Here is a 19125-nt window from a genome sequence, read left to right on the forward strand (position 1 = left end):
ATTTATTGGTTTGTACTTTTAGTTAGTTTAATTTCTTTTTCGTTAGTGCTGTCTTTTGAATTAGATAGGAGTTCATCCTCAAAGAGCATGCGAACGGAAGGTGTGTATGCATCATCGTATTGACCGCTCTTTACCGAAAGGACAAAGGCGGCAAAAAAAACTATCGCCACGGAAATGCTTATGGCCAATAACACATATATAACACTCATACCTACCTTAATTTACCGTAAATCTACTTTTACCTTTAATTTCAAAAAATGATATATATCAGCTTTCATTAATTTTTATTCTTCTTCCCAGAACATTAGTGAAGAGTGTCGTAAAAACAACAATACTTATTGAACTCAAAGGCATTAGAATAGCAGCTACCACGGGCTGTAACTGCCCTGTAACCGCAAAATATAATCCAACAACATTATAGCATAAGGAGAGGAGAAAACTCAATTTTATAACTTGAATCGATTTTCTGGACATTTTGATAAATAAGGGCAACTTACTAAGCACAGAAGCATCCAAAATAGCATCACAAGCGGGTGAAAAGACATTGATATTTTCTGAAACAGAGATTCCAACATCACTTTGCGCCAAAGCTCCAGCATCGTTCAGACCATCACCAACCATCAACACATTTCTATCTTTTTGTAATCCTTTTATGTATTCAAGTTTGTTTTCAGGTTTTTGATTGAACAACAAATCAGTATTTTCTGGAAGTATTTTTTTTAGTTGTTGCTTTTCTCCGTCATTATCCCCGGAAAGAATTCCAAGTTGCATATGTTCCCCCAAAGAATTGAAAAGTTTACCCACTCCCTGCCTGTATTTATTTTTGAATACAAAACATCCTTTATAACTCTCATCTGAGCTTACATAAACAGCCGTACTTGCAATAGTATCAGAAGAATTACGTCCTACATAACTTGCAGAGCCCACTTTAATGGAATGTTCCTTCGACCTACCCTCTATCCCCTTACCGGTATACTCTTGAAACTCATCTAAGGTCATAATCGCATTTGATTTTAAAATTTCGTAGAGAGATCGGCTCAAGGGATGGTTCGAAGCTCGCAACGTAGTTTTCAGCAATGCTGTTTCGGCTTCGGTAAGTGCTACTCCTTCATATAAAATAGTGTCCTTTTCCGTAGTGGTAATTGTTCCCGTCTTATCAAAAATTGTTGTATTTATCTTTGCCAAACGCTCAATTACGTTCGTATTCTTGAGATAGAACTTGTTTTTGCCAAATATGCGCAACATATTTCCCAACGTAAATGGAGCTGCTAAGGCGATGGCGCAAGGGCATGCGATAATAAGAACTGCCGTGAATACATTAAGGGCCATACTTGGCATATGTAACAACCAGTATGCAGTAGCTATAAAAGCGATAGTCAAGATACCAATGGTAAAGCGTTTTCCAATACTGTCCGTTAGTGTTTGGAACGCCGTTACTTTATCTTTTGCAAAAACCGAATTCCCCCATAGTTGGGTAAGGTAGCTTTGGGACACAGATTTCAATACCTCCACTTCCAGAGCACCCGAAAGCTGCTTTCCGCCCGCAAAAAGTTTCTCTCCAGATTGTCTAAAGACCGCTTGTGACTCTCCTGTAACGAAGCTATAATCTATTTCTGCCATTCCTTTAATAAGGATGCAATCCACGGGAATGAGTTCGTTGCTCCTAATTAAAAGACGGTCTCCTATCTTTATTTTATAGATTTGGATATTTTCCTCATCGCCATTCTTCTTTAATTTGGTCACGGCAATTGGAAAATATGATTTGTAATCACGTTCAAAAGAAAGAAAAGAGTATGTTTTTTGCTGAAAGAACTTTCCAAGCAATAAGAAGAACACCAGTCCGGTGAGGCTATCAAAAAAACCAGAGCCTAGATCGAAAACAATATCTACGGTACTCCTTAAAAACAACATTAGAATACCCAAAGCAATGGGAACGTCTATATTCAATAACTTAGAACGCAATCCTTTATAGGCCGACACAAAATAACCGCTGCCCGCATAAAATACCACGGGCAAAGAAAAAGCAAACATTAACCAGCGAAATACGGGTTTGTACCGATCCAGCCAGAATTCCTCTACCTCAAAATATTCTGGAAACGAAAACAACATTACGTTCCCAAAGGCAAAACCTGCAACACCCAACTTATAGGTTAGGGAACGGTCTACCTTTCTTTCTTTTTTATTGTATTCATCCAAAGAAATATAAGGTTCATAACCTATGCTACTCAACATAAGCACTAAGCGCTTCAACGAGAAATCATTAATAGTATAGGTAACTCGAATCGTTTTTTTAGGGAAGTTTACTTGAGAGCTTGTAATGGATGTATTGAGACGGTTAAGGTTTTCCAATACCCAAATACATGAACTACAGTGAATGGACGGAATACTTAAATTGACGACCTGAACTCCTTCATCATTGAACGTAACCAGCTTTTCAACAATATCCTGATTTTCCAAAAAATCATATTTACGTTGAATCTCATTAGGTGCAGTACCAGCCCTTTCCTCTATATCGTAGAAGTTGGACAGTCCATTGGTGGTAAAAATCTCATAGACCGTTTTACAGCCGTTACAACAAAACTCCTTTTCATCAAAAAGCACCTTTGTCCTATTGCAATCATCACCACAATGATAACATTTGGAAACAATCATACACATTCGCGTTTATACCTGACGCAAAGGTGTGCCATGGTGGGCGGAAAAAATATGATAAATATCAGTTTTTAAGGAAGTTACCACCGTTACCTTTGCGGTATGGAAAGGTGTACGATTATAAAGGCACAACAATTGAGGAATTTTGAATCGCTCTCCAAAATGGCCTTAGATAGGGTTTTGGAAACTTCAGAATCATTATTTGTTTCCAAGGGTGCTATTGTTTTTAAGGAAAATCAACTTTTGAACAAACTGTACTGTATTAAGGAAGGTGCTTGCAAATTCAGTACGTTCGATAATTTGGGGCGAGAACATATCTTACGTTTTTTGGGAAAAGGTGACATTATGGGCAAACGTTCCATAATATCGAACAAAGGAGCAAATGTAACGGCCACAGCCTTAACGGAAACCGTATTATGCTGCTTTGACAAAAGTGAGATACAGTACAATCTTAAGACAAATACTGATTTTTGTAACGACTTGTTACATGCATTTATAGAAGATGCCAATGCTGTTGATAAAACCAGAATCATTTATTGCGCGAACAAAGGCATTAAACAACGATTAGCACAACTATTGCTATATCTGGCAGAGAAATTTGGACAAGATCCTAACGGAAAATTAATGATACGGCTGAAACGTGAAGACATGGCTTCTGTTCTAGGGACTTCTCAAGAATATATCATCAATTTATTGACCCATTTTAAGAACAAAGGATTTCTAAATGTAAATCGTAGTGAAATCGTTCTAAATTCAAAAGAAGGGCTTAGAGAATTGATTTAATATGAACCTAAAAAATTATAGTTTTTTTTAATTTAATAAACCGTAATTTTACGTGTCAGGTAAACCAAACAGTCATGGAAAGCAGATGTGAGAATTGTATCGTACGTCAGTTCAACTCTTTACGAGCTATGAGCAAAGAAGAGTTAAAGGCCGTTTCCGATTCCAAAACGACCAAAACAATTAAAAAGGGAGAACCTTTGTTCGAAGAAGGTGATAAGTTAAATGGGGTATATTGCGTACGCAATGGTGTCTCTAAACTTTCCAAACTTAGCTCAAATGGCAAAGATCAAATTGTTAAATTAGCATCTACAGGTGAAGTAATAGGACAACGTTCCGTTGTTGCGCAGGAATGTGCCAATCTCTCAGCCATTGCAGTCAATGATATGGAAGTTTGTTTTATTCCAAAAGAAACCATAAACCATACACTTCAAAAAAATCCAAACTTTACACTCGAGGTATTGCGACATATGGCCCACGACCTAAAGGAAGCGGACGATGTAATCGTGAACATGTCTCAAAAGACTGTAAAACAACGTATTGCAGAAGCTTTCTTATACCTGAAGAATAATTTTGGCGAAGATGAAAATGGTTTTTTGGCACTATCATTGTCTAGAGAGGATATCTCTAATGTTGTGGGTACCGCTACAGAATCTGCAATACGGATTATTTCAGAATTCAAGAAAAAAGGACTAATTCATACCTCTGGGAAGAAGGTAGGCATAAAGAATGAGCGCAAGTTGGTGGAACTCGTAGAAGGGTTCTAAATAAACACCTCTACCAAAAGCTGATAATTGTCATAGTCTCCCCTTTTACTTAACGCTAATTTTATTACATCTTTAGAAATAGCGTGATGCAAAAGATTTTAATACCTACAGATTTTTCAGACAATGCATGGAATGCCATTAATTATGCCATGCAGTTGTTCCGCAACAAACGTTGCACTTTTTATTTACTCAATACGTACACCCCCGTAATTCCAAGTAGCCGATTCATGGCCAAAATGATTGATGGGGTGAGCATAGTAGATGCTGTAAGAAATGCTTCTGAACAGGGCTTGAACAAAACGGTGGATAGAATTAAGAGCAAGTATGGTAATACAAACCATAGTTTCGAGACCATTTCGTCTTTTAACCTGTTAGTTGAGGAAGTAAAAGATATAGTGGATGCCTTTGAAATAAATTTAGTGATTACGGGAACCAAAGGAGCTTCGGGAATAGATGAAGTCTTTATGGGAAGTAATTCTGTTCGTATTATCAAGAACACCAAAAGATGTCCCGTTTTGGCAATTCCACAGTACTTTGACTTTATTACACCTTCGGAGATTGCCTTTGCAACAGACTTTAATCGTTTTTACACGATGTCCGAACTGAGACCGTTATTGGATTTGGCCAAAATGTTCCAAGCGACCATTCGTATAGTACATGTTCAATATGGCATAAAGGCACTATCTGAACTACAGCAGTTTAATTTGAACATGTTAAGAAGGTACTTGAGCGATACGGAGCATTATGTGCATACCGTATCCGAACTCAACTCGGTTTCCAAGACTTTAGAGATATTTTCTCAGGAACTGGATATTCATTTGTTGGCACTTTTAAACTACCAGCATAGTTACATGGAAAAAATGACCCGTGAACCTATTGTTAAACGAACTGCGTTCCATACACAAATTCCTTTACTGGTCATACCAGAATTGGGGATGAACGGTGTTTCGAAGCAACAAACAAGAAAAAAACAAACGGTTTCAAAATAGGTTAAATCTCTAGTCGTTTTTACTGATTCGCATCGCCAAAGCCTTGCGATTTTCATTGTCCTTCCTATCTTTATAGGAACATGTTGTTCTAAAGAACGACAATGGTACTTAAAGAGACACATGAACAAAACCACCCTTATTGAATGCCATAATCGGATAAAGCCATTTATTCACAATACCCCAGTACTTACATCAAGATTGATTGATGCCATGGTTAATTCCAAGCTTTTTTTTAAGTGCGAGAATTTTCAAAAAATGGGCGCTTTTAAAATGAGGGGGGCAACCAATGCCATTATGCAACTTTCTGACCAACAAAAAGACAGCGGGGTCGTTACCCATTCTTCCGGTAATTTTGCACAGGCACTTTCTTTGGCAGCCCAAAGTTTAGGTGTCAAGGCATATATTGTAATGCCTTCCAATGCCCCACAAGTAAAAAAAGATGCCGTTAAGGCCTACGGTGGACAAATCATAGAATGCGAACCAACGCTAGCAGCTAGGGAAAAAACCACAAAAAAAATAGCACAGGGAACAGGAGCAATATTTCTTCATCCCTCAAATGACGATGCTGTCATTTTGGGGCAAGGTACCGCCTGCGTAGAGTTGCTGGAATGTTATCCTGATCTAGACTATGTAATAGCTCCGGTAGGAGGAGGCGGTCTTATCGCAGGCACAGCATTGGCAGCCCAGTATTTTGGCAACAATTGCAAGGTAATTGGTGGAGAACCTTTTGAAGTGGACGATGCGTATCGCTCTTTAATAAGTGGGGTCATTGAAACAAATAAAACTACCAATACCATTGCCGATGGACTTAAGACCCAATTGGGAGATAGGAACTTCCCGATTATCCAACAGTATGTAGAACGGATAATACGGGTAACGGAAGAAGAAATAATCAGTGCTATGCAAATTATCTGGGAACGTTTAAAAATTGTGTGCGAACCTTCTTGTGCTGTTGCATTAGCAGCGGTTTTAAAGGAAAAGCATCTGTTTTCCAATAAGAAAATCGGGATAATCATTTCCGGTGGCAATGTAGATTTGGGAGAATTGCCTTTTTAAGATTCAAAATTCACTTCAAATTGCATTAAGAATGCACTAGAAGAGCTTCAAAAATGTCTTGTCTACGTTTAGTTCAAATTTCCTTGGTCTATTCTAAAGAAAAAACTGTTTCATTTTTTCCAGCTTTTACCTTTTTTTTATGCTTTCCCCAATATATGAGGAATCCAGTTACTGGCAGACTTGCAATCAAAATACTTATCAAAAATGCTAAAACCTTACCTGGCAATCCAGCTATGGCCCCTACATGAATATCATAGTTCATACGAAGGATTTTATCCGACAAGGCCATATCTTTGTATTTTCTATAAATAGTTTCTGAGGGTATTGCCGCTAAAGTGTTCTGGTCAAAAAAAAGATAGTCAGAATCATAATATACGCCATCAGTATTGGAAACTTCTACATAAATACTACTTGTTGCTGCATGTGGATAATGTATTTCAAAACTATCGGCTTGAGGGTTTTCGCGCCAAAGCTTTGGTAAAAGCTTATCTATCGGTTTCTTATCATAGGTATCTATGTATTCTTGACTACTTTCAGGAATAAGAAATATCGAATTTTTTTGACCGCCTATAGTTTTATAAAGACCTGACTGAAACCAGTCGTATGACATCGCAAGCCCCGTTATGGCAAATATGAGCGCGAAAAGACAAACATAAAATCCACTTATGGAGTGTAGGTCAAAGTTTTTACGCCGCCATCGCGTTGTAGATTTCCACTGAAATTTAAGGCGCTGCTTAAGATGTTTGCGCTTTTTGGGCCACCAAAGTATAATTCCAGATAAAACCATTACCAAAAACATAAGGATAGAAATTCCAACAACCTGTTCTCCTATTACATGGGGCAACCAGAGATACATATGGCCGTCCAGTACAAAAGCAAAAAATCCGCTCAAATGATCTTCTATATGCAATAATTCCCCAGAATAGGGGTTTAGGTAGACACTTTGATAAAACAGGGGTTCTTCTTGGTAGTAAATTGCTTCAATTGCTTGTCCCGGTTTGTTATAGACCGTACCATGCAAAGAGACACCAGGGTATATGTCCTGGGCCACTTCTTTTACCTCCGAAGGAGATAGAACAGACCTGTTTTGTACAGTTATCTTTTTGTATTCATCATCTAATCCTTTAATTTCATCTTTAAACGCCCACATTGCACCAGTAATTGCTACAATAAAGACCACTATCCCACTAGTTAGCCCTAGTATTTTATGTATGGTTCTTATTAATCGTTTAAAACTCATTTTAAGGATTGCCCATTCGTATTTCGTGAAAACAAAACTAAAGAATATCTAAAATCTATACGTTACATTAGCCAATACAGCACGTGGCTGCTGTGGATTAATGGTAGACCAACCCTTATAGTATTCTAGATTGGTTGCATTGTTCAGTTTTAAGGTGATACGGTATTTATCGGCTTCATAAAAAGCAGAAGCATTATACACTGTGTATGCCGGCAAGGTAAAATCCCCTGTGGTCGTATAATTTTTAACAAACCGCTCACTTGCACCGTTAAAGCCGAAGCCAAGTCCAAAACCCTTGAGTTTTTCATATTGAAAAGCATAGCTTGCCCAGAAATTATATAAATTTCTTGGACCGGCTTCAAGAGGTCTTTTATTGAGTATCAAAGGGTCATCCGTCCTTGTGGTTTCACTATCATTGTAACTATAGCCTCCACGAGCGTTAAGCCCTCTTATAGGATTTGCATTAAGTTCCAGCTCAACTCCCCTGCTTTCAATTTCTCCATTCGCAATAAAATTGAAAGGGTTTGACGGGTCCTGTATAACACGATTTTTTACGGTAATATCGTAATAGCTTATCGTGCCGTTCAATCTATTTCCGAGAAAATTTGCTTTCATACCGCCTTCAAACTGGTTTGCCTGTTCGGGATCAAATGTTTGTAAAGTCTGTGCACCTGCTTCTGGATCTCCGACCAATTGTGGGGCTACATTGTTAAATCCATTTTGATAGTTAGCAAATACAGATAGTTTGTTCGCTATGGGTTGATACATAATACCAACTTTTGGAGAAAGGGCGGTTTGTGCAAAATCATCTTCCTCGTCGAGCAAATCACCATCATTGTCAAATCTATCCAATCGTAAACCAAGCATTACGGAAAGCTGTGGGGTAAAGTTGATTACATCGGAAACATACAAACTGTAAATACTGTATTCTGAATTATTATTCCCGATAGCTGTATTTTCCAGTGCCGCATCAACTCCAGCGGTTGAAAGTGGGAATGTATCCTCCTCGATTACATCTGGGGTAAAGGGGTTGTCACCACTCGATACACCTTCGGGTGTGGTATTGCCGTAGAAAACAAAACCACTACTGTTATCCGTCGTAGTCACATTTAGGTAATCCAGACCAATGACCATTCTGTTCCTTAATCCGGCAACCTTAAAATCACCAATAAAATTTTGCTGTATATCAGTGGTGTTGGTATTGGAATTCTGCTTGCTCACAAAACGCGTAAACGTATCTCCGCCCAAAATGCCAAATTCAAACAAATATGTGTAATATCCGTTTGTTGAAGTCGCGCTTGTTGACAACAACGTTTGTGATTGCCATGCATCAGAAAGTTTATAATCCATCTCCAACCGATAATTCTGCGTGGGATTTTGAAGGGTGAGCTCATTGCTCGTAAAAGATAGCTTGTTATTATAATTAAGTTCATCCAAATTTTGCGCTTCTGTAGGTGCGGTCCTGTTCAAAAATAAAAAGGTGGGATTGGTCTGCTCTGCTTGGGTAATTTCACCATAGAAGGAAAATGACAACCTATTGTTGACCCTGTAGGACAATGATGGCGCAACAAAAAAGGATTTTCTAAATCCAGCATCTTGAAAGCTTTGCTCTGTACTGTATGAAGAATTAAGCCTAAAGTATAGGTTTTCATCTTTATCCAGCGCCGTATTGAAATCCCCGACTATTTGGTTAAAGCCAAAAGAACCTGAGGTAAAAGAAAGTGAACCGCCAGAGCCTATGTATGGCTTTTTGGTGACAACATTGATGAGACCGCCATAGGATGAAACCGCATTCCCGAACAATGTGGCGGATGGACCTTTAATGACTTCGATACGCTCTATATTTGCGGGGTTTATTGTTCCATTGGTCAATCCCGGAAGACCGTTTACCAATTGCGGTTGTACCGAAAAACCCCTTAACGCGTAGTATCCCGCACCATCGCCTCCACGTCCTGTAGATGCCCAAAGGTTCTCAACACCAGTGGCATTTTTAAGTGCGTCGTCAAAATTAACGACTACTTGCGATTCCAATAATTCAGTGGTAACCGTACTATATACCTGAGTATTCTCTATATCTTTTAATGGAAGCTTGGAAACATAGGCTGTCTCCTTTCTAGAAAATTTATTGCGGCGCTCTCCTTGGACTACAACCTCATTGAGAACCTCATTCCCTTCATATAAAACTATAGTTCCTAGATTTTCATTCGCGCCAGAAACTATTGTTATATTGATTTCTCTAGATCTGAACCCCAAATAGGATAGTTTGAGCACATTGTCACCAGTTGGAATACCAGTAATGGAAAAACTGCCATCTGAATCAGTCTGCCCACCAATAGCGGTATTCAAGACCATGAGGTTAACGCCCATGAGCGGTTCGTTATTACCATCGACAACGATTCCGGAAATGGTTCCTGTTTGTGCATTTACAATGGTAAAGAAGAGTAAAAAAGCAGTTAAAGAAATACCAAATTTCATTTACGGTTATTTAGAATTATTAAAAATAAAGTGCAAATGTAAACGTTATTTGGAATGATTCTAAGAAATTTACATTAATCTTTTTCTCCTTTTTGCAACTAGTTATTAAGCAACGAATTACTGGATAAAATAGTTCCATGAAAAGATTACGGAATCTTTGTTGGAGCACGCCTGCCACAACGATTACAAATACCTAAAGTGAATAAAAGCAGCTTCGGTTTGGGTTGGAATTGGGATTAATTTGTAGCATATAATGTATAAAAGACTATACAAAATAAGATTTTCAATTGTTCTAAATTAAAACACCCATCGGACTCATTTACTACTCACTAACTATCCTTAGAGATAGATTGAAACACCGGGGTCTTTTTCTCATCAAAATCAGGTATCGTAACTAACTCATCTTCTGAATTCTCCAATATATGCTCAGAATCTTTTTTAGTGTTTAAATAAAATTGGCATATAAGCAAACCAAATACGCCAATAATAAGCCAAGTTGCATCTACGCTAAATACATAGTATTGTCCGTTCACTAATGTTTTCCAAATCCAATCACCCGTAATGATACCATTTATCACAGGTATACAGAGTCCAAAAACACTTCCCAAAAAGATATAGTTACGGTTTAGTTTGCGATAGTTGTTCCAAAAAAGACCTATGAGTGTAAGTAACAGCCAACCCAAAAAGAAAATCGTATTCACGTAAAACACCCTTTCAATCATTTCTAAAGGAACCAGTTTATTGGCAATGAATATAAGCGCCAATGCCGGAAACATGGATAAGCTAATCGCCAGATATAATTTTGTTACCCTATGGTGAAACCTACGTTGTTTATCCGTATACTTATTGTTGTCACGTCCTGTACGCCAAATCATTACACCGCTTAGGATGATATAGCACGTAATCATTGCGAGGATAAAATAGATAATCTTGAGAAAAATACCCCCAAAAGTGGCGTAGTGCAATTTTATCAATACGCCATATGTTCCCTTTGAATAGGCTTTGTTGTTAGGTTCTATGGCTTGCAACAATTTACCATCCTTATAACCATAAACAAAAATACCATCGCCCGTGATTCCTTTTTTATCATCGAATAGTACATTAACGGTACCATCTTCTTTTCCAAAATTCCTTGCATAGATATAAGTTATGGGGTTTTCAGGGTGTGAAGTGCTAACATTTTTATAGATACTATTAATGCTCACTCCATCATCGATTACCATGGCATTCTTATCGTATTTGATTCCAGCATCAGGACGTACGGCCTTAATGACTTCATTGGTATCCCCATCAAACATAAGAAAAGCACTAGGTGCCAATAAGAGTAGGGACAACCCCAAAAGCGCACCGGTAACTGCATATATGATTTGAAATGGCAAGGTTATGATACCTAGTGATATATGACCATTGGTCCAAACCTGTTTCCATTTACCTTTTATTGTAAAGGAATAGAACTTGTTTACAATATTTTTCCAATGTGTTAGCACACCCGTAAAAACAGCAAACAAAAAGAAAAATGCTACAAAACCAGATAGATAAATACCAATAAGGGGTAATTGATGAAAGTAATGAAGCTCATAAATAGTCCGGGCCATATGGGTCATGGGTTCTGTTCCATATGACAATATTTTATATTCTGTTGGATGAATGGAAGCCGTAAATCTTTCGGTAACATTGGAACTACTGGTTTTACTACCATAAAACTCAATTAAGGGATTTACCTTACTCGGTGGAACAAAACCAAATTGTTCACTTTGGTCAAAACCTTCAATATTTGCTGCAACAGTTGTTACAATTTTATCATAGTCAACTTCTGCTGGATTTATAGCTTCAATTCTGGCGTTTGGATTTTCCCATTGATAGAGTTCATCCATAAATAGCGCCACGGCACCAGCATAGAAACAAACAAACAAAGCAAAACTTATCACAATACCAGATACGGTATGTGTATGGAACATCGCATTGTGCAATCTTGGTTTTAAAGCTTTTAATTTCATCAAACTAGATTTTACGCATTAGTTCCTTTAACTACTTGTTCAAAAAAATGATTGAAGCAAAAATGATAGATAATAGAATATATAACCCCCAAACTTTCCAGCCATTTTTGGCCATAAATGACAAAACCAATAGTAGGGCCCACAGTAAAAAGGAAGTATATGCCGTGGTTATTATTAAACCTCCCTTTTCCGTTAGGAGACTCCCAAGTGCATTATGGGCAAAAATGGTAACCAAATAACCTCCTAAAATACCCGCACTGATCTTTAAAAAACGTTGCCCCGTGCTCGATAAGTGTTTTTTATTTGCTGGCATTTTACATGAGATTTTCCATTACTATAATTACCAGGCTCAAACCCGCAAAGAGATACACATATTTTTGATTTAAAGGCAGCAGGGTAATTATTAATCCTAAGGCAAGCATTACCGTTATCATGAATATGACCAAAGCTGTGGCAAAATCAAATTGGACAGTAAATATTAAAATAGAAAGCAAAAAAACAATGTAAGCCACTACCCTAGTTAACACTGGTTTTTGCCGTGCTGTTATTCCAACGAAATTTAAAAATTGTGGAAAATGCTTCGATTTTGCATAGAGCAATAAACTACCTATAAATACAAGTATTACACCCACGCTTTTTAGTTTTTGGTGTATCTAAAAATTATGCTCACAAACATACTTATTATTTTTAATAATTCTAAATAAAAATTGCTGAGCATTAAAAGATAAGCGTTGTTCAGTTATAAAAAATTAACAGTATTCAAGACGAATTTCTGCTACACAAATCAATGTTCCCATTCGGAATATTTGTAATTTTCGAGTAAAGAAAACCTTCCATGCAACACCACATACTTGTTAACATCTGTGCTATTTTTGGGGTGGCAACAGTCGTTATAATAATCTGTAAATTTTTAAAAATCAGATATATTATTGGCTATTTGATAACGGGAGTACTTCTTAGCCCAAACACCAGCCAGTATTTTGCCGATATGGAAGAAGTAGATGTCTATGCAGAGATTGGCATTATATTACTGCTCTTTACGGTAGGGTTGGAATTTTCATTCAGCAACTTAAAGAAAATCCAGAAATATGTTTTGGGTGGTGGAAGTGCCCAAGTTTTTTTCACCATTATATTGACCGCCGCACTTATTTGGCTATTGATGCGCCCAAGTGTAGAAGAAAGTATTTTTTGGGGATTCTTGTATGCTCTAAGTAGCACGGCAATTGTTGTAAAGACCTTGCAGGATAGAAATAAGATTACCACCCCACACGGTAAATTCATTCTGGCGGTATTGTTGTTTCAAGATATTATGATCGTACCGTTGATGCTTTTTACACCAATTTTAGCGGGTGCTGGTGACGATCCCCTGACCGCTTTGTTATGGTTGCTTGGCAAACTGGTCTTAATGGGCGGTATTGCTTATGTTTTGGCTAGGTTTGTCATTCCTTTTTTCTTAAAAACGGTGATGAAAGTACAAAGCCAAGAAGTGTTTTTAATTGCCACTGTTTTTATTGTAACGGGCATTGCACTGCTTACGGAACAATTAGGACTATCACTGGCCCTAGGTGCTTTTATCGCCGGATTGATCATTGCCGAGACAGACTACAACCATATGGCCATATCTTGCTTTTTGCCTTTTCGATATGTATTCATGAGTTTCTTTTTTATCTCTATGGGAATGCTTTTGAACTATGAAATATTTCTTACGGATTTAGGTTGGATCGTTTTCTGGACCTTATTTGCTTTTGCAGTGAAAGCTATTGCCGGAATCTTGGCCGTAAAAGTCATGAAATTGGATTGGAAAACCGCCATAGCTGTTGGGTTTTCAATTGCTCAAATAGGGGAATTTTCCTTTGTGTTGGCACAAAGTGGTTTGGAATACGAACTTATAAGTGCCACAAATTATCAAATATTTTTAGCGGTATCCATTATCCTCATGTCATTGACCCCCTTCATTGTCGGTAACGCAGAAAAAATACAGCCAGCTTTGTTAAAATTAAAATCTAAAAATGCCTAGTCTAAAACTATACGGAACCGATTGGTGTATGAAATCTTCCGCCTTGCGAAACTATATGCAGTCAAAATGGATAACATTCGAGGACTTCAATGTAGAAACCGATAAGGAAGCTGAAGAAACTGTTCGCTCATTGTATGATGGCAAATTAAAATTCCCCACTGTAACCTACGGGCCCGAATTTATTAAAAATCCAAGCGTACAAGAACTCTCTGCATTTCTAGCAAAAAATGGGATTTCAGACTAATGCTATCAAATCCTAAGAGTAAACAATTCATGAAATAATCACAATCTGGACTTCTCAGAATCGGCCCCTGTTTTTGTTTTTGCATCCCTCACTTTCTTATTGCCAAAAGGATAAGAATACGCAACTCGGAAAATCTGGGAAAAACCGGATTCCGGCCTATACCTTACATTGAACATATCCCCAAAAGCTTCCCTAGTGAGTGTGCCTACACGGGAATGTATATCAAACGTCCTGAAAATGTCGTTTACCGAAAATTGAAAACTACTTCCATTTTTAAATTCTTTTTTCAGACCTGCATTTAAAACACCAAAACCAAAAACTTTACCACTTCCGTTAAAGTGACGAGAAGTATACCAACCCGATAGCTCCAAAGAGAAATTCTTTGGGAAACGCATGGTTTGGTTTCCATTGAAGTTAAAGTGTATGTAATCATGAGTGATTTTTTCATCCGTATGCGATAATTTGAATTCACGAACTCCCAAAGTACCATTAAGATTCATACTCCACCAATGGGTAAAACGAATAGGGATATTGGTCTGTACATCTATACTTCGCTGATAATCCATGTTTACCGGTGCTATAACCGCTACATTGCTCTGTGCGTTACGGGTAATTTGAAAACGGGAAATTGGATTTTTCTCATTTGAAGCCAATATCGAAATGCTAAATGATTTGTTATTGTAGGTAAGGGCAATATTGTCCGTAATTGCCGGAAGCAATTGTGGGTTCCCACTAAATACGGAAGTAGGACTATTGTAAATCAAAAACGAGGCCAAATCTGCATAGTCGGGTCGTGTAATACGTTTGTTGTAGGCCAGATTTAATGCTGTAGTATCCGAGAAAGAATGGGTCAAGAATACCGAAGGGAAAAGTCTTCCAAAGCTACGGTTCAATGTAGTATCATCAAAATTCTGGTCCCAATACTCGTAGCGCAGTCCAACTTGACCCTTTAGCTTTTTATTAAATTCGTAGTCGGCAAGGGAATACATGGCACCTATTCTTTCTTCATTTTCGATACTACTTATAAAACGATCATCGGCTACAAACTCATCGCCTTGTAAAATTTCGATACGGGCATCATTCACCGTTTTGGACAATGACCCTTTTACTCCGGCTTCTATCGATAAATTTTCGTTTGCGATGTGTTTGTAATCCAATTGTACTACTCCCACATTGATATCGGTTTCATTAACCCCGCGGTTGCCTCGATTATAGATTTCATTGTCAGGCTGAAAAGGATTTCCATTTTCATCCAGATACGAACTATCTACTCTGTTGGGCCTTTGGTTATTGTAATTGATATAATCTGCGGTAATAGCCAAGGTATTTGCATCGGTCTTCTTTTCGTAATAGGCAGAGGCATTGACATTTTTCAACCTACCATTGGCATTCAACCTTATAAGAGCTTCTAAAAAAGGGTCATCTACAAAATCATACAATCCCCTATTGCGAACTACACTCATTGATCCTGATTGATTGTACAACAGATTTGCTCCAAAAGAGGATTTTTCCGAAAGTTGAAGATCATACCCTAAATTAATATTATGGTTTCGGTTGATCTGTTGTGTACGATTGGTGAAATCAATACTCGTATTACCACCTAAAGCGGGAATTTCTGTGGTGCCAACCCCTCTGAAACCTGAAAAGGTATCATCATATGAAAAGGTATACGAACCAAATACACTAGCACGTTCACCACCATAATTAAGAGAAAGTCCTGTGGTCTGCTTTTCCCCTTCCCCATAACCAGCACTTAGATTTAGGTTTCCACGGATGCCAAGATTTTCGTTTTTTGCCATGACAATATTAATGATTCCTGCATTGCCATCTAAATCATATCGTGCGGAAGGATTGGTCAACAATTCTATTTTCTCTATATTATCGGCACTCATTCCGTTGAGCATCGTAATCAAATCAGCAGTTGGAATCCGTTGTGCTTTGCCATTGATCATAATAAGCGTACCGCTCTTTCCATTAAGGGAAAAACTGTTGTTCTGCAGGTCTAAAATAACACCGGGAGAACGCTCCAATAATTGCAGCGCCGTACTGCCTTTCGTCAAAATACTTTGTTGAACGTTGACGACACTGCCCTCTTGGGTACGCTCAATAAATCTACGCTGCCCGGTAACCTCAACACCTTGTAACAAGGTAACTTCTTCTGTCAATGCAATGGCAGGAAAATGTTTCTTCAAATTGGCATTTGAAAGAACAAAGGGTTCAGAATTCCATGTTTGAAAGGATAAAAGAGAAACACGAAGGAAGTATGTGCCTTCTTTATTGAACTCAATTTCAAACAGACCATCATCATTGGTAATGGTACCGGTTTGCATGATAGAGTCAAGGATACTGTGCACCATGACATTGGCATATGCAATTGGATTGCCATCAGCATCCGTGACAGAACCCGATACTTGCCCGAACATCATTTTTGAACATCCTAAAAAAAGAAAAATGGAAATGCAATACAACTTCATTTGTTTGGGTTTGAATGCAAGTAGCATCAATCTGTAGTATCTTAAAAAAGAGAATGACCAAGAGGGCATTTATAGGTATCACAGGAAGAAATAGTTGTTTTTTGTACTGATTTGCATCGATACCAACTATCAAATGTATTTGGTCAATAAAAACTCACCTGACGTCAAGTTGGAAAGGACGGTATTTCATAAAGAAAGTTTATCGTTGTACCTTGTTATTTACAACCCATTAATTCTCAAAGAAAACTATGCCCACAAATGCTATCTGGGTCTTTTTAGAACGTTATAAGCTGCATCATGTGCTGTTTTGGGCAGGATACCATTTTGCATGGTGGACCTTGTTTTCGGGCAGTATAAACGAAGTATTGGAATCACTCACAAAACCCCACGCAATCGTAAAGTATCTTGGTTATGTGGTATACCAAGCGGTTGGCGTCTATTTTTGTTTATATGTCCTTATTCCCAAATTATTACAAAAGGAGAAGTACCTTGCCTTCTTTCTTTCAACTATCGCCGTGATTTTGTTGATGTCTACCGCTATTACCGGAAATTACTTTGTTGCGGCGACCATAGCAAATGTGAATGTATATGAACTCTTCAACATTGCGCCCGCTACTCCTTTTAGTATTTTTAGATATAGTGCATTTTCATCCTGTATAGCAGCCACGACATTGGGCTTGAGCATTAAATTGGCTAAAATCTGGATAGTCGCCCAAAAGCGGCAACAAGTATTGGAAAAAGAGAAGTTGGAAACCGAGCTAAAATTTCTAAAATCACAATTCAATCCCCATTTTTTGTTCAATACGATTAATTCCATTTTTGTATTGATCAATAAGAATCCGAAAATGGCATCCGATTCCTTGGTGAAATTTTCCAATCTGCTTCGGTACCAACTATACGATTGCAACAGTCCTAAAATTCCCCTTAAAAAAGAACTAGCTTACATTGAAAGCTTTATCGAATTGGAAAGTCTGCGACAAAATCAAAATTTTGAGCTAAAGGTCCATATTCCTGAATTGGAAGAGAGTTTGGCCATCGCTCCTTTTATTTTATTACCTTTTATAGAAAATGCCTTCAAACATTTATCAGAAGACCAGAAACTCAAAAAATGGATTCGTTTGAATATTGTTTTAGAAGATGGAAAATTACAATTTGTACTAGAGAACAGTGCAAATTTTGAGTTACGGCATACTTTACCAAATGGAGTGGCGTACGGAGGATTGGGGTTACAAAACGTAAAACGACGATTGGCAATTATCTACCCCAACGAACATATTCTTATCATCACCAAGACAAAGGATACACATACCATAAAACTACAGTTGCAATTGGAAGAAGAAACATCCATATCATTAACAAAAGTAAGCGGATGATGAACTGTATCGTTATAGATGATGAACCGTTGGCACGAGAGTGCATTGTCAATTATATTGACCAAGTTGATTTTATGCAATGTGTTGGCACTGGTATTTCTGCACTTGATATTCCTCAATTATTAGGAAGTTTCGAGGTCGATGTATTATTTTTGGATGTGCAGATGCCCATGATGAACGGGCTAGAGTATTTAAGGTCCAATCCTAAACCTCCAACGACCATCTTGACCACCGCTTTCCCCAATTATGCCATTCAGGGGTTTGATTTAAATGTATTGGACTATCTACTCAAACCCATTTCGTTCAGTCGTTTTTTTACAGCAGCGACCAAGGCCAAACAGCAAATGGAACTCTTGCAAAAGCAGCAAACTACCATAATCAAAGAAGAGGAGCGCACCTGTTTTTTTGTTAAGTGTGATGGGAAATATGAAAAGATCTATCATAATGCCATTCTTTTTGTGCAGGCCTTGCAAAACTATGTAATCATCCAGACAGATAAACGAAAATATATAAGCTTGTTATCCCTCAAAAACGTAATCGAAAGGTTAGACCCCAATGCCTTTTTACAGGTACACAAATCGTACATTATTGCTTTGGATAAAATTGAAGGAGTAGCCCAACATGAGATACAAATCAGGTCACATAAAATTCCTTTAAGTCGTAATTACAAGAAAGAAGTGCTCCCTAAGATTTTGGGCGACAATTTGTGGAACGGTAAGGTTTAATATAATTCTCCCAAGAAGTCATGTGCCAATTATCAAAATGATTTTATGAGCTAAAATTGTCCTAACTCTTAATTGATGACTAAGCTTCTTTCATAGTCGTTTTTTTGAACTATTGGGTTAAGAATTCAATTCATCTGACAATAAAATTATCAACTCCTCTACATCTTCCCTCTCTAAAACTATAAAATCGGGATGATTTCGTATAGCACTCCGATGTATGAGTTTTAAAAATGAATGTTCAAGGGGCAGCGCCGTATTTATTATTTATATGGCCGTAATTTCCCGCTTAAACCTTTTTCCAAAAAAAAATTATGTTAGGTGACTCTTGATAGATGG

General features: G+C 37.7%; 16 protein-coding genes. 8 read left to right on the forward strand and 8 right to left on the reverse strand.

The features are described from left to right. Window positions 1-2 precede the first annotated feature (2 nt). A complete protein-coding gene (gene ccoS / locus KIM67_RS00665) occupies window positions 3-209 on the reverse strand; it encodes a cbb3-type cytochrome oxidase assembly protein CcoS (RefSeq protein WP_213829452.1) in 207 nt (68 codons plus the stop codon). A gap of 58 nt (window positions 210-267) precedes the next feature. After that, window positions 268-2652, reverse strand: a complete 2385-nt coding sequence (locus tag KIM67_RS00670; RefSeq protein WP_213829453.1) for a heavy metal translocating P-type ATPase metal-binding domain-containing protein — start codon at window positions 2650-2652, stop codon at window positions 268-270. Window positions 2653-2754: 102 nt separating this feature from the next. Between KIM67_RS00670 and KIM67_RS00675 the strand changes: the two genes are divergently transcribed. From KIM67_RS00675 to KIM67_RS00690, 4 genes are all read left to right on the forward strand, one after another. Further along, window positions 2755-3435 carry a Crp/Fnr family transcriptional regulator gene (locus tag KIM67_RS00675; protein ID WP_213829454.1) on the forward strand — a complete coding sequence of 227 codons (681 nt, stop codon included), beginning with the start codon at window positions 2755-2757 and terminating at the stop codon, window positions 3433-3435. Between the two features lie 74 nt (window positions 3436-3509). After that, window positions 3510-4199, forward strand: a complete 690-nt coding sequence (locus tag KIM67_RS00680) for a Crp/Fnr family transcriptional regulator (protein ID WP_213829455.1) — start codon at window positions 3510-3512, stop codon at window positions 4197-4199. An 86-nt stretch (window positions 4200-4285) separates the two neighbouring features. Further along, window positions 4286-5188 carry a universal stress protein gene (locus KIM67_RS00685; protein ID WP_213829456.1) on the forward strand — a complete coding sequence of 301 codons (903 nt, stop codon included), beginning with the start codon at window positions 4286-4288 and terminating at the stop codon, window positions 5186-5188. Window positions 5189-5308: 120 nt separating this feature from the next. Next, a complete protein-coding gene (locus KIM67_RS00690) occupies window positions 5309-6244 on the forward strand; it encodes a pyridoxal-phosphate dependent enzyme (RefSeq protein WP_213829457.1) in 936 nt (311 codons plus the stop codon). A gap of 88 nt (window positions 6245-6332) precedes the next feature. Here the strand turns inward: KIM67_RS00690 and KIM67_RS00695 are convergent, their stop codons facing one another. The 5 genes from KIM67_RS00695 to KIM67_RS00715 all read right to left on the reverse strand — a co-directional run bounded on the left by KIM67_RS00695 (window position 6333) and on the right by KIM67_RS00715 (window position 12588). After that, window positions 6333-7484, reverse strand: coding sequence for a PepSY domain-containing protein (locus tag KIM67_RS00695; RefSeq protein ID WP_213829458.1), 1152 nt, complete (start codon window positions 7482-7484; stop codon window positions 6333-6335). A gap of 48 nt (window positions 7485-7532) precedes the next feature. Continuing rightward, window positions 7533-9959 carry a TonB-dependent receptor gene (locus KIM67_RS00700; protein ID WP_213829459.1) on the reverse strand — a complete coding sequence of 809 codons (2427 nt, stop codon included), beginning with the start codon at window positions 9957-9959 and terminating at the stop codon, window positions 7533-7535. Window positions 9960-10288: 329 nt separating this feature from the next. Continuing rightward, window positions 10289-11956 carry a PepSY domain-containing protein gene (locus KIM67_RS00705; protein WP_213829460.1) on the reverse strand — a complete coding sequence of 556 codons (1668 nt, stop codon included), beginning with the start codon at window positions 11954-11956 and terminating at the stop codon, window positions 10289-10291. 31 nt (window positions 11957-11987) lie between these two features. Further along, a complete protein-coding gene (locus tag KIM67_RS00710) occupies window positions 11988-12269 on the reverse strand; it encodes a hypothetical protein (protein WP_213829461.1) in 282 nt (93 codons plus the stop codon). A 1-nt stretch (window position 12270) separates the two neighbouring features. Continuing rightward, entirely contained in the window at window positions 12271-12588 is a 318-nt protein-coding gene (locus KIM67_RS00715; protein ID WP_213829462.1) for a hypothetical protein, read from the reverse strand. 203 nt (window positions 12589-12791) lie between these two features. On the opposite strand from KIM67_RS00715, the gene KIM67_RS00720 reads away from it, so the two are divergent. Next, on the forward strand, window positions 12792-13973 hold the full coding sequence (locus KIM67_RS00720) for a cation:proton antiporter (protein WP_213829463.1): 1182 nt from the start codon (window positions 12792-12794) through the stop codon (window positions 13971-13973). Further along, window positions 13966-14217, forward strand: a complete 252-nt coding sequence (locus tag KIM67_RS00725; protein WP_163416609.1) for a glutaredoxin family protein — start codon at window positions 13966-13968, stop codon at window positions 14215-14217. Before KIM67_RS00720 ends, KIM67_RS00725 begins: the two co-directional genes overlap by 8 nt. A 38-nt stretch (window positions 14218-14255) precedes the next feature. Here KIM67_RS00725 and KIM67_RS00730 read toward each other — a convergent pair whose 3' ends face one another. Beyond that, window positions 14256-16691 (reverse strand): TonB-dependent receptor, encoded by a 2436-nt coding sequence (locus KIM67_RS00730; protein WP_213829464.1) that lies wholly within the window; start codon window positions 16689-16691, stop codon window positions 14256-14258. A gap of 248 nt (window positions 16692-16939) precedes the next feature. Between KIM67_RS00730 and KIM67_RS00735 the strand changes: the two genes are divergently transcribed. Both KIM67_RS00735 and KIM67_RS00740 read left to right on the forward strand, forming a co-directional pair. After that, entirely contained in the window at window positions 16940-18064 is a 1125-nt protein-coding gene (locus tag KIM67_RS00735) for a sensor histidine kinase (RefSeq protein ID WP_213829465.1), read from the forward strand. Then, window positions 18061-18789, forward strand: coding sequence for a LytTR family DNA-binding domain-containing protein (locus KIM67_RS00740; RefSeq protein ID WP_213829466.1), 729 nt, complete (start codon window positions 18061-18063; stop codon window positions 18787-18789). The genes KIM67_RS00735 and KIM67_RS00740 overlap by 4 nt, the downstream gene beginning before the upstream one ends. The last annotated feature ends 336 nt before the right edge of the window (window positions 18790-19125 follow it).

The organism is Flagellimonas sp. 389, from assembly GCF_018449435.1.
GTDB lineage: Bacteria > Bacteroidota > Bacteroidia > Flavobacteriales > Flavobacteriaceae > Flagellimonas.

What these genes read in the sequence shown, in the direction of transcription:
- KIM67_RS00680 (WP_213829455.1), top strand. Translation starts at nt 3,510, where the DNA reads ATGGAAAGCAGATGTGAGAATTGTATCGTACGTCAGTTCAACTCTTTA.
- ccoS (WP_213829452.1), bottom strand. Translation starts at nt 209, where the DNA reads ATGAGTGTTATATATGTGTTATTGGCCATAAGCATTTCCGTGGCGATA.
- KIM67_RS00725 (WP_163416609.1), top strand. Translation starts at nt 13,966, where the DNA reads ATGCCTAGTCTAAAACTATACGGAACCGATTGGTGTATGAAATCTTCC.
- KIM67_RS00710 (WP_213829461.1), bottom strand. Translation starts at nt 12,269, where the DNA reads ATGCCAGCAAATAAAAAACACTTATCGAGCACGGGGCAACGTTTTTTA.
- KIM67_RS00705 (WP_213829460.1), bottom strand. Translation starts at nt 11,956, where the DNA reads ATGAAATTAAAAGCTTTAAAACCAAGATTGCACAATGCGATGTTCCAT.
- KIM67_RS00720 (WP_213829463.1), top strand. Translation starts at nt 12,792, where the DNA reads ATGCAACACCACATACTTGTTAACATCTGTGCTATTTTTGGGGTGGCA.
- KIM67_RS00670 (WP_213829453.1), bottom strand. Translation starts at nt 2,652, where the DNA reads ATGATTGTTTCCAAATGTTATCATTGTGGTGATGATTGCAATAGGACA.
- KIM67_RS00740 (WP_213829466.1), top strand. Translation starts at nt 18,061, where the DNA reads ATGATGAACTGTATCGTTATAGATGATGAACCGTTGGCACGAGAGTGC.
- KIM67_RS00690 (WP_213829457.1), top strand. Translation starts at nt 5,309, where the DNA reads ATGAACAAAACCACCCTTATTGAATGCCATAATCGGATAAAGCCATTT.
- KIM67_RS00685 (WP_213829456.1), top strand. Translation starts at nt 4,286, where the DNA reads ATGCAAAAGATTTTAATACCTACAGATTTTTCAGACAATGCATGGAAT.
- KIM67_RS00695 (WP_213829458.1), bottom strand. Translation starts at nt 7,484, where the DNA reads ATGAGTTTTAAACGATTAATAAGAACCATACATAAAATACTAGGGCTA.
- KIM67_RS00675 (WP_213829454.1), top strand. Translation starts at nt 2,755, where the DNA reads ATGGAAAGGTGTACGATTATAAAGGCACAACAATTGAGGAATTTTGAA.
- KIM67_RS00700 (WP_213829459.1), bottom strand. Translation starts at nt 9,959, where the DNA reads ATGAAATTTGGTATTTCTTTAACTGCTTTTTTACTCTTCTTTACCATT.
- KIM67_RS00735 (WP_213829465.1), top strand. Translation starts at nt 16,940, where the DNA reads ATGCCCACAAATGCTATCTGGGTCTTTTTAGAACGTTATAAGCTGCAT.
- KIM67_RS00730 (WP_213829464.1), bottom strand. Translation starts at nt 16,691, where the DNA reads ATGAAGTTGTATTGCATTTCCATTTTTCTTTTTTTAGGATGTTCAAAA.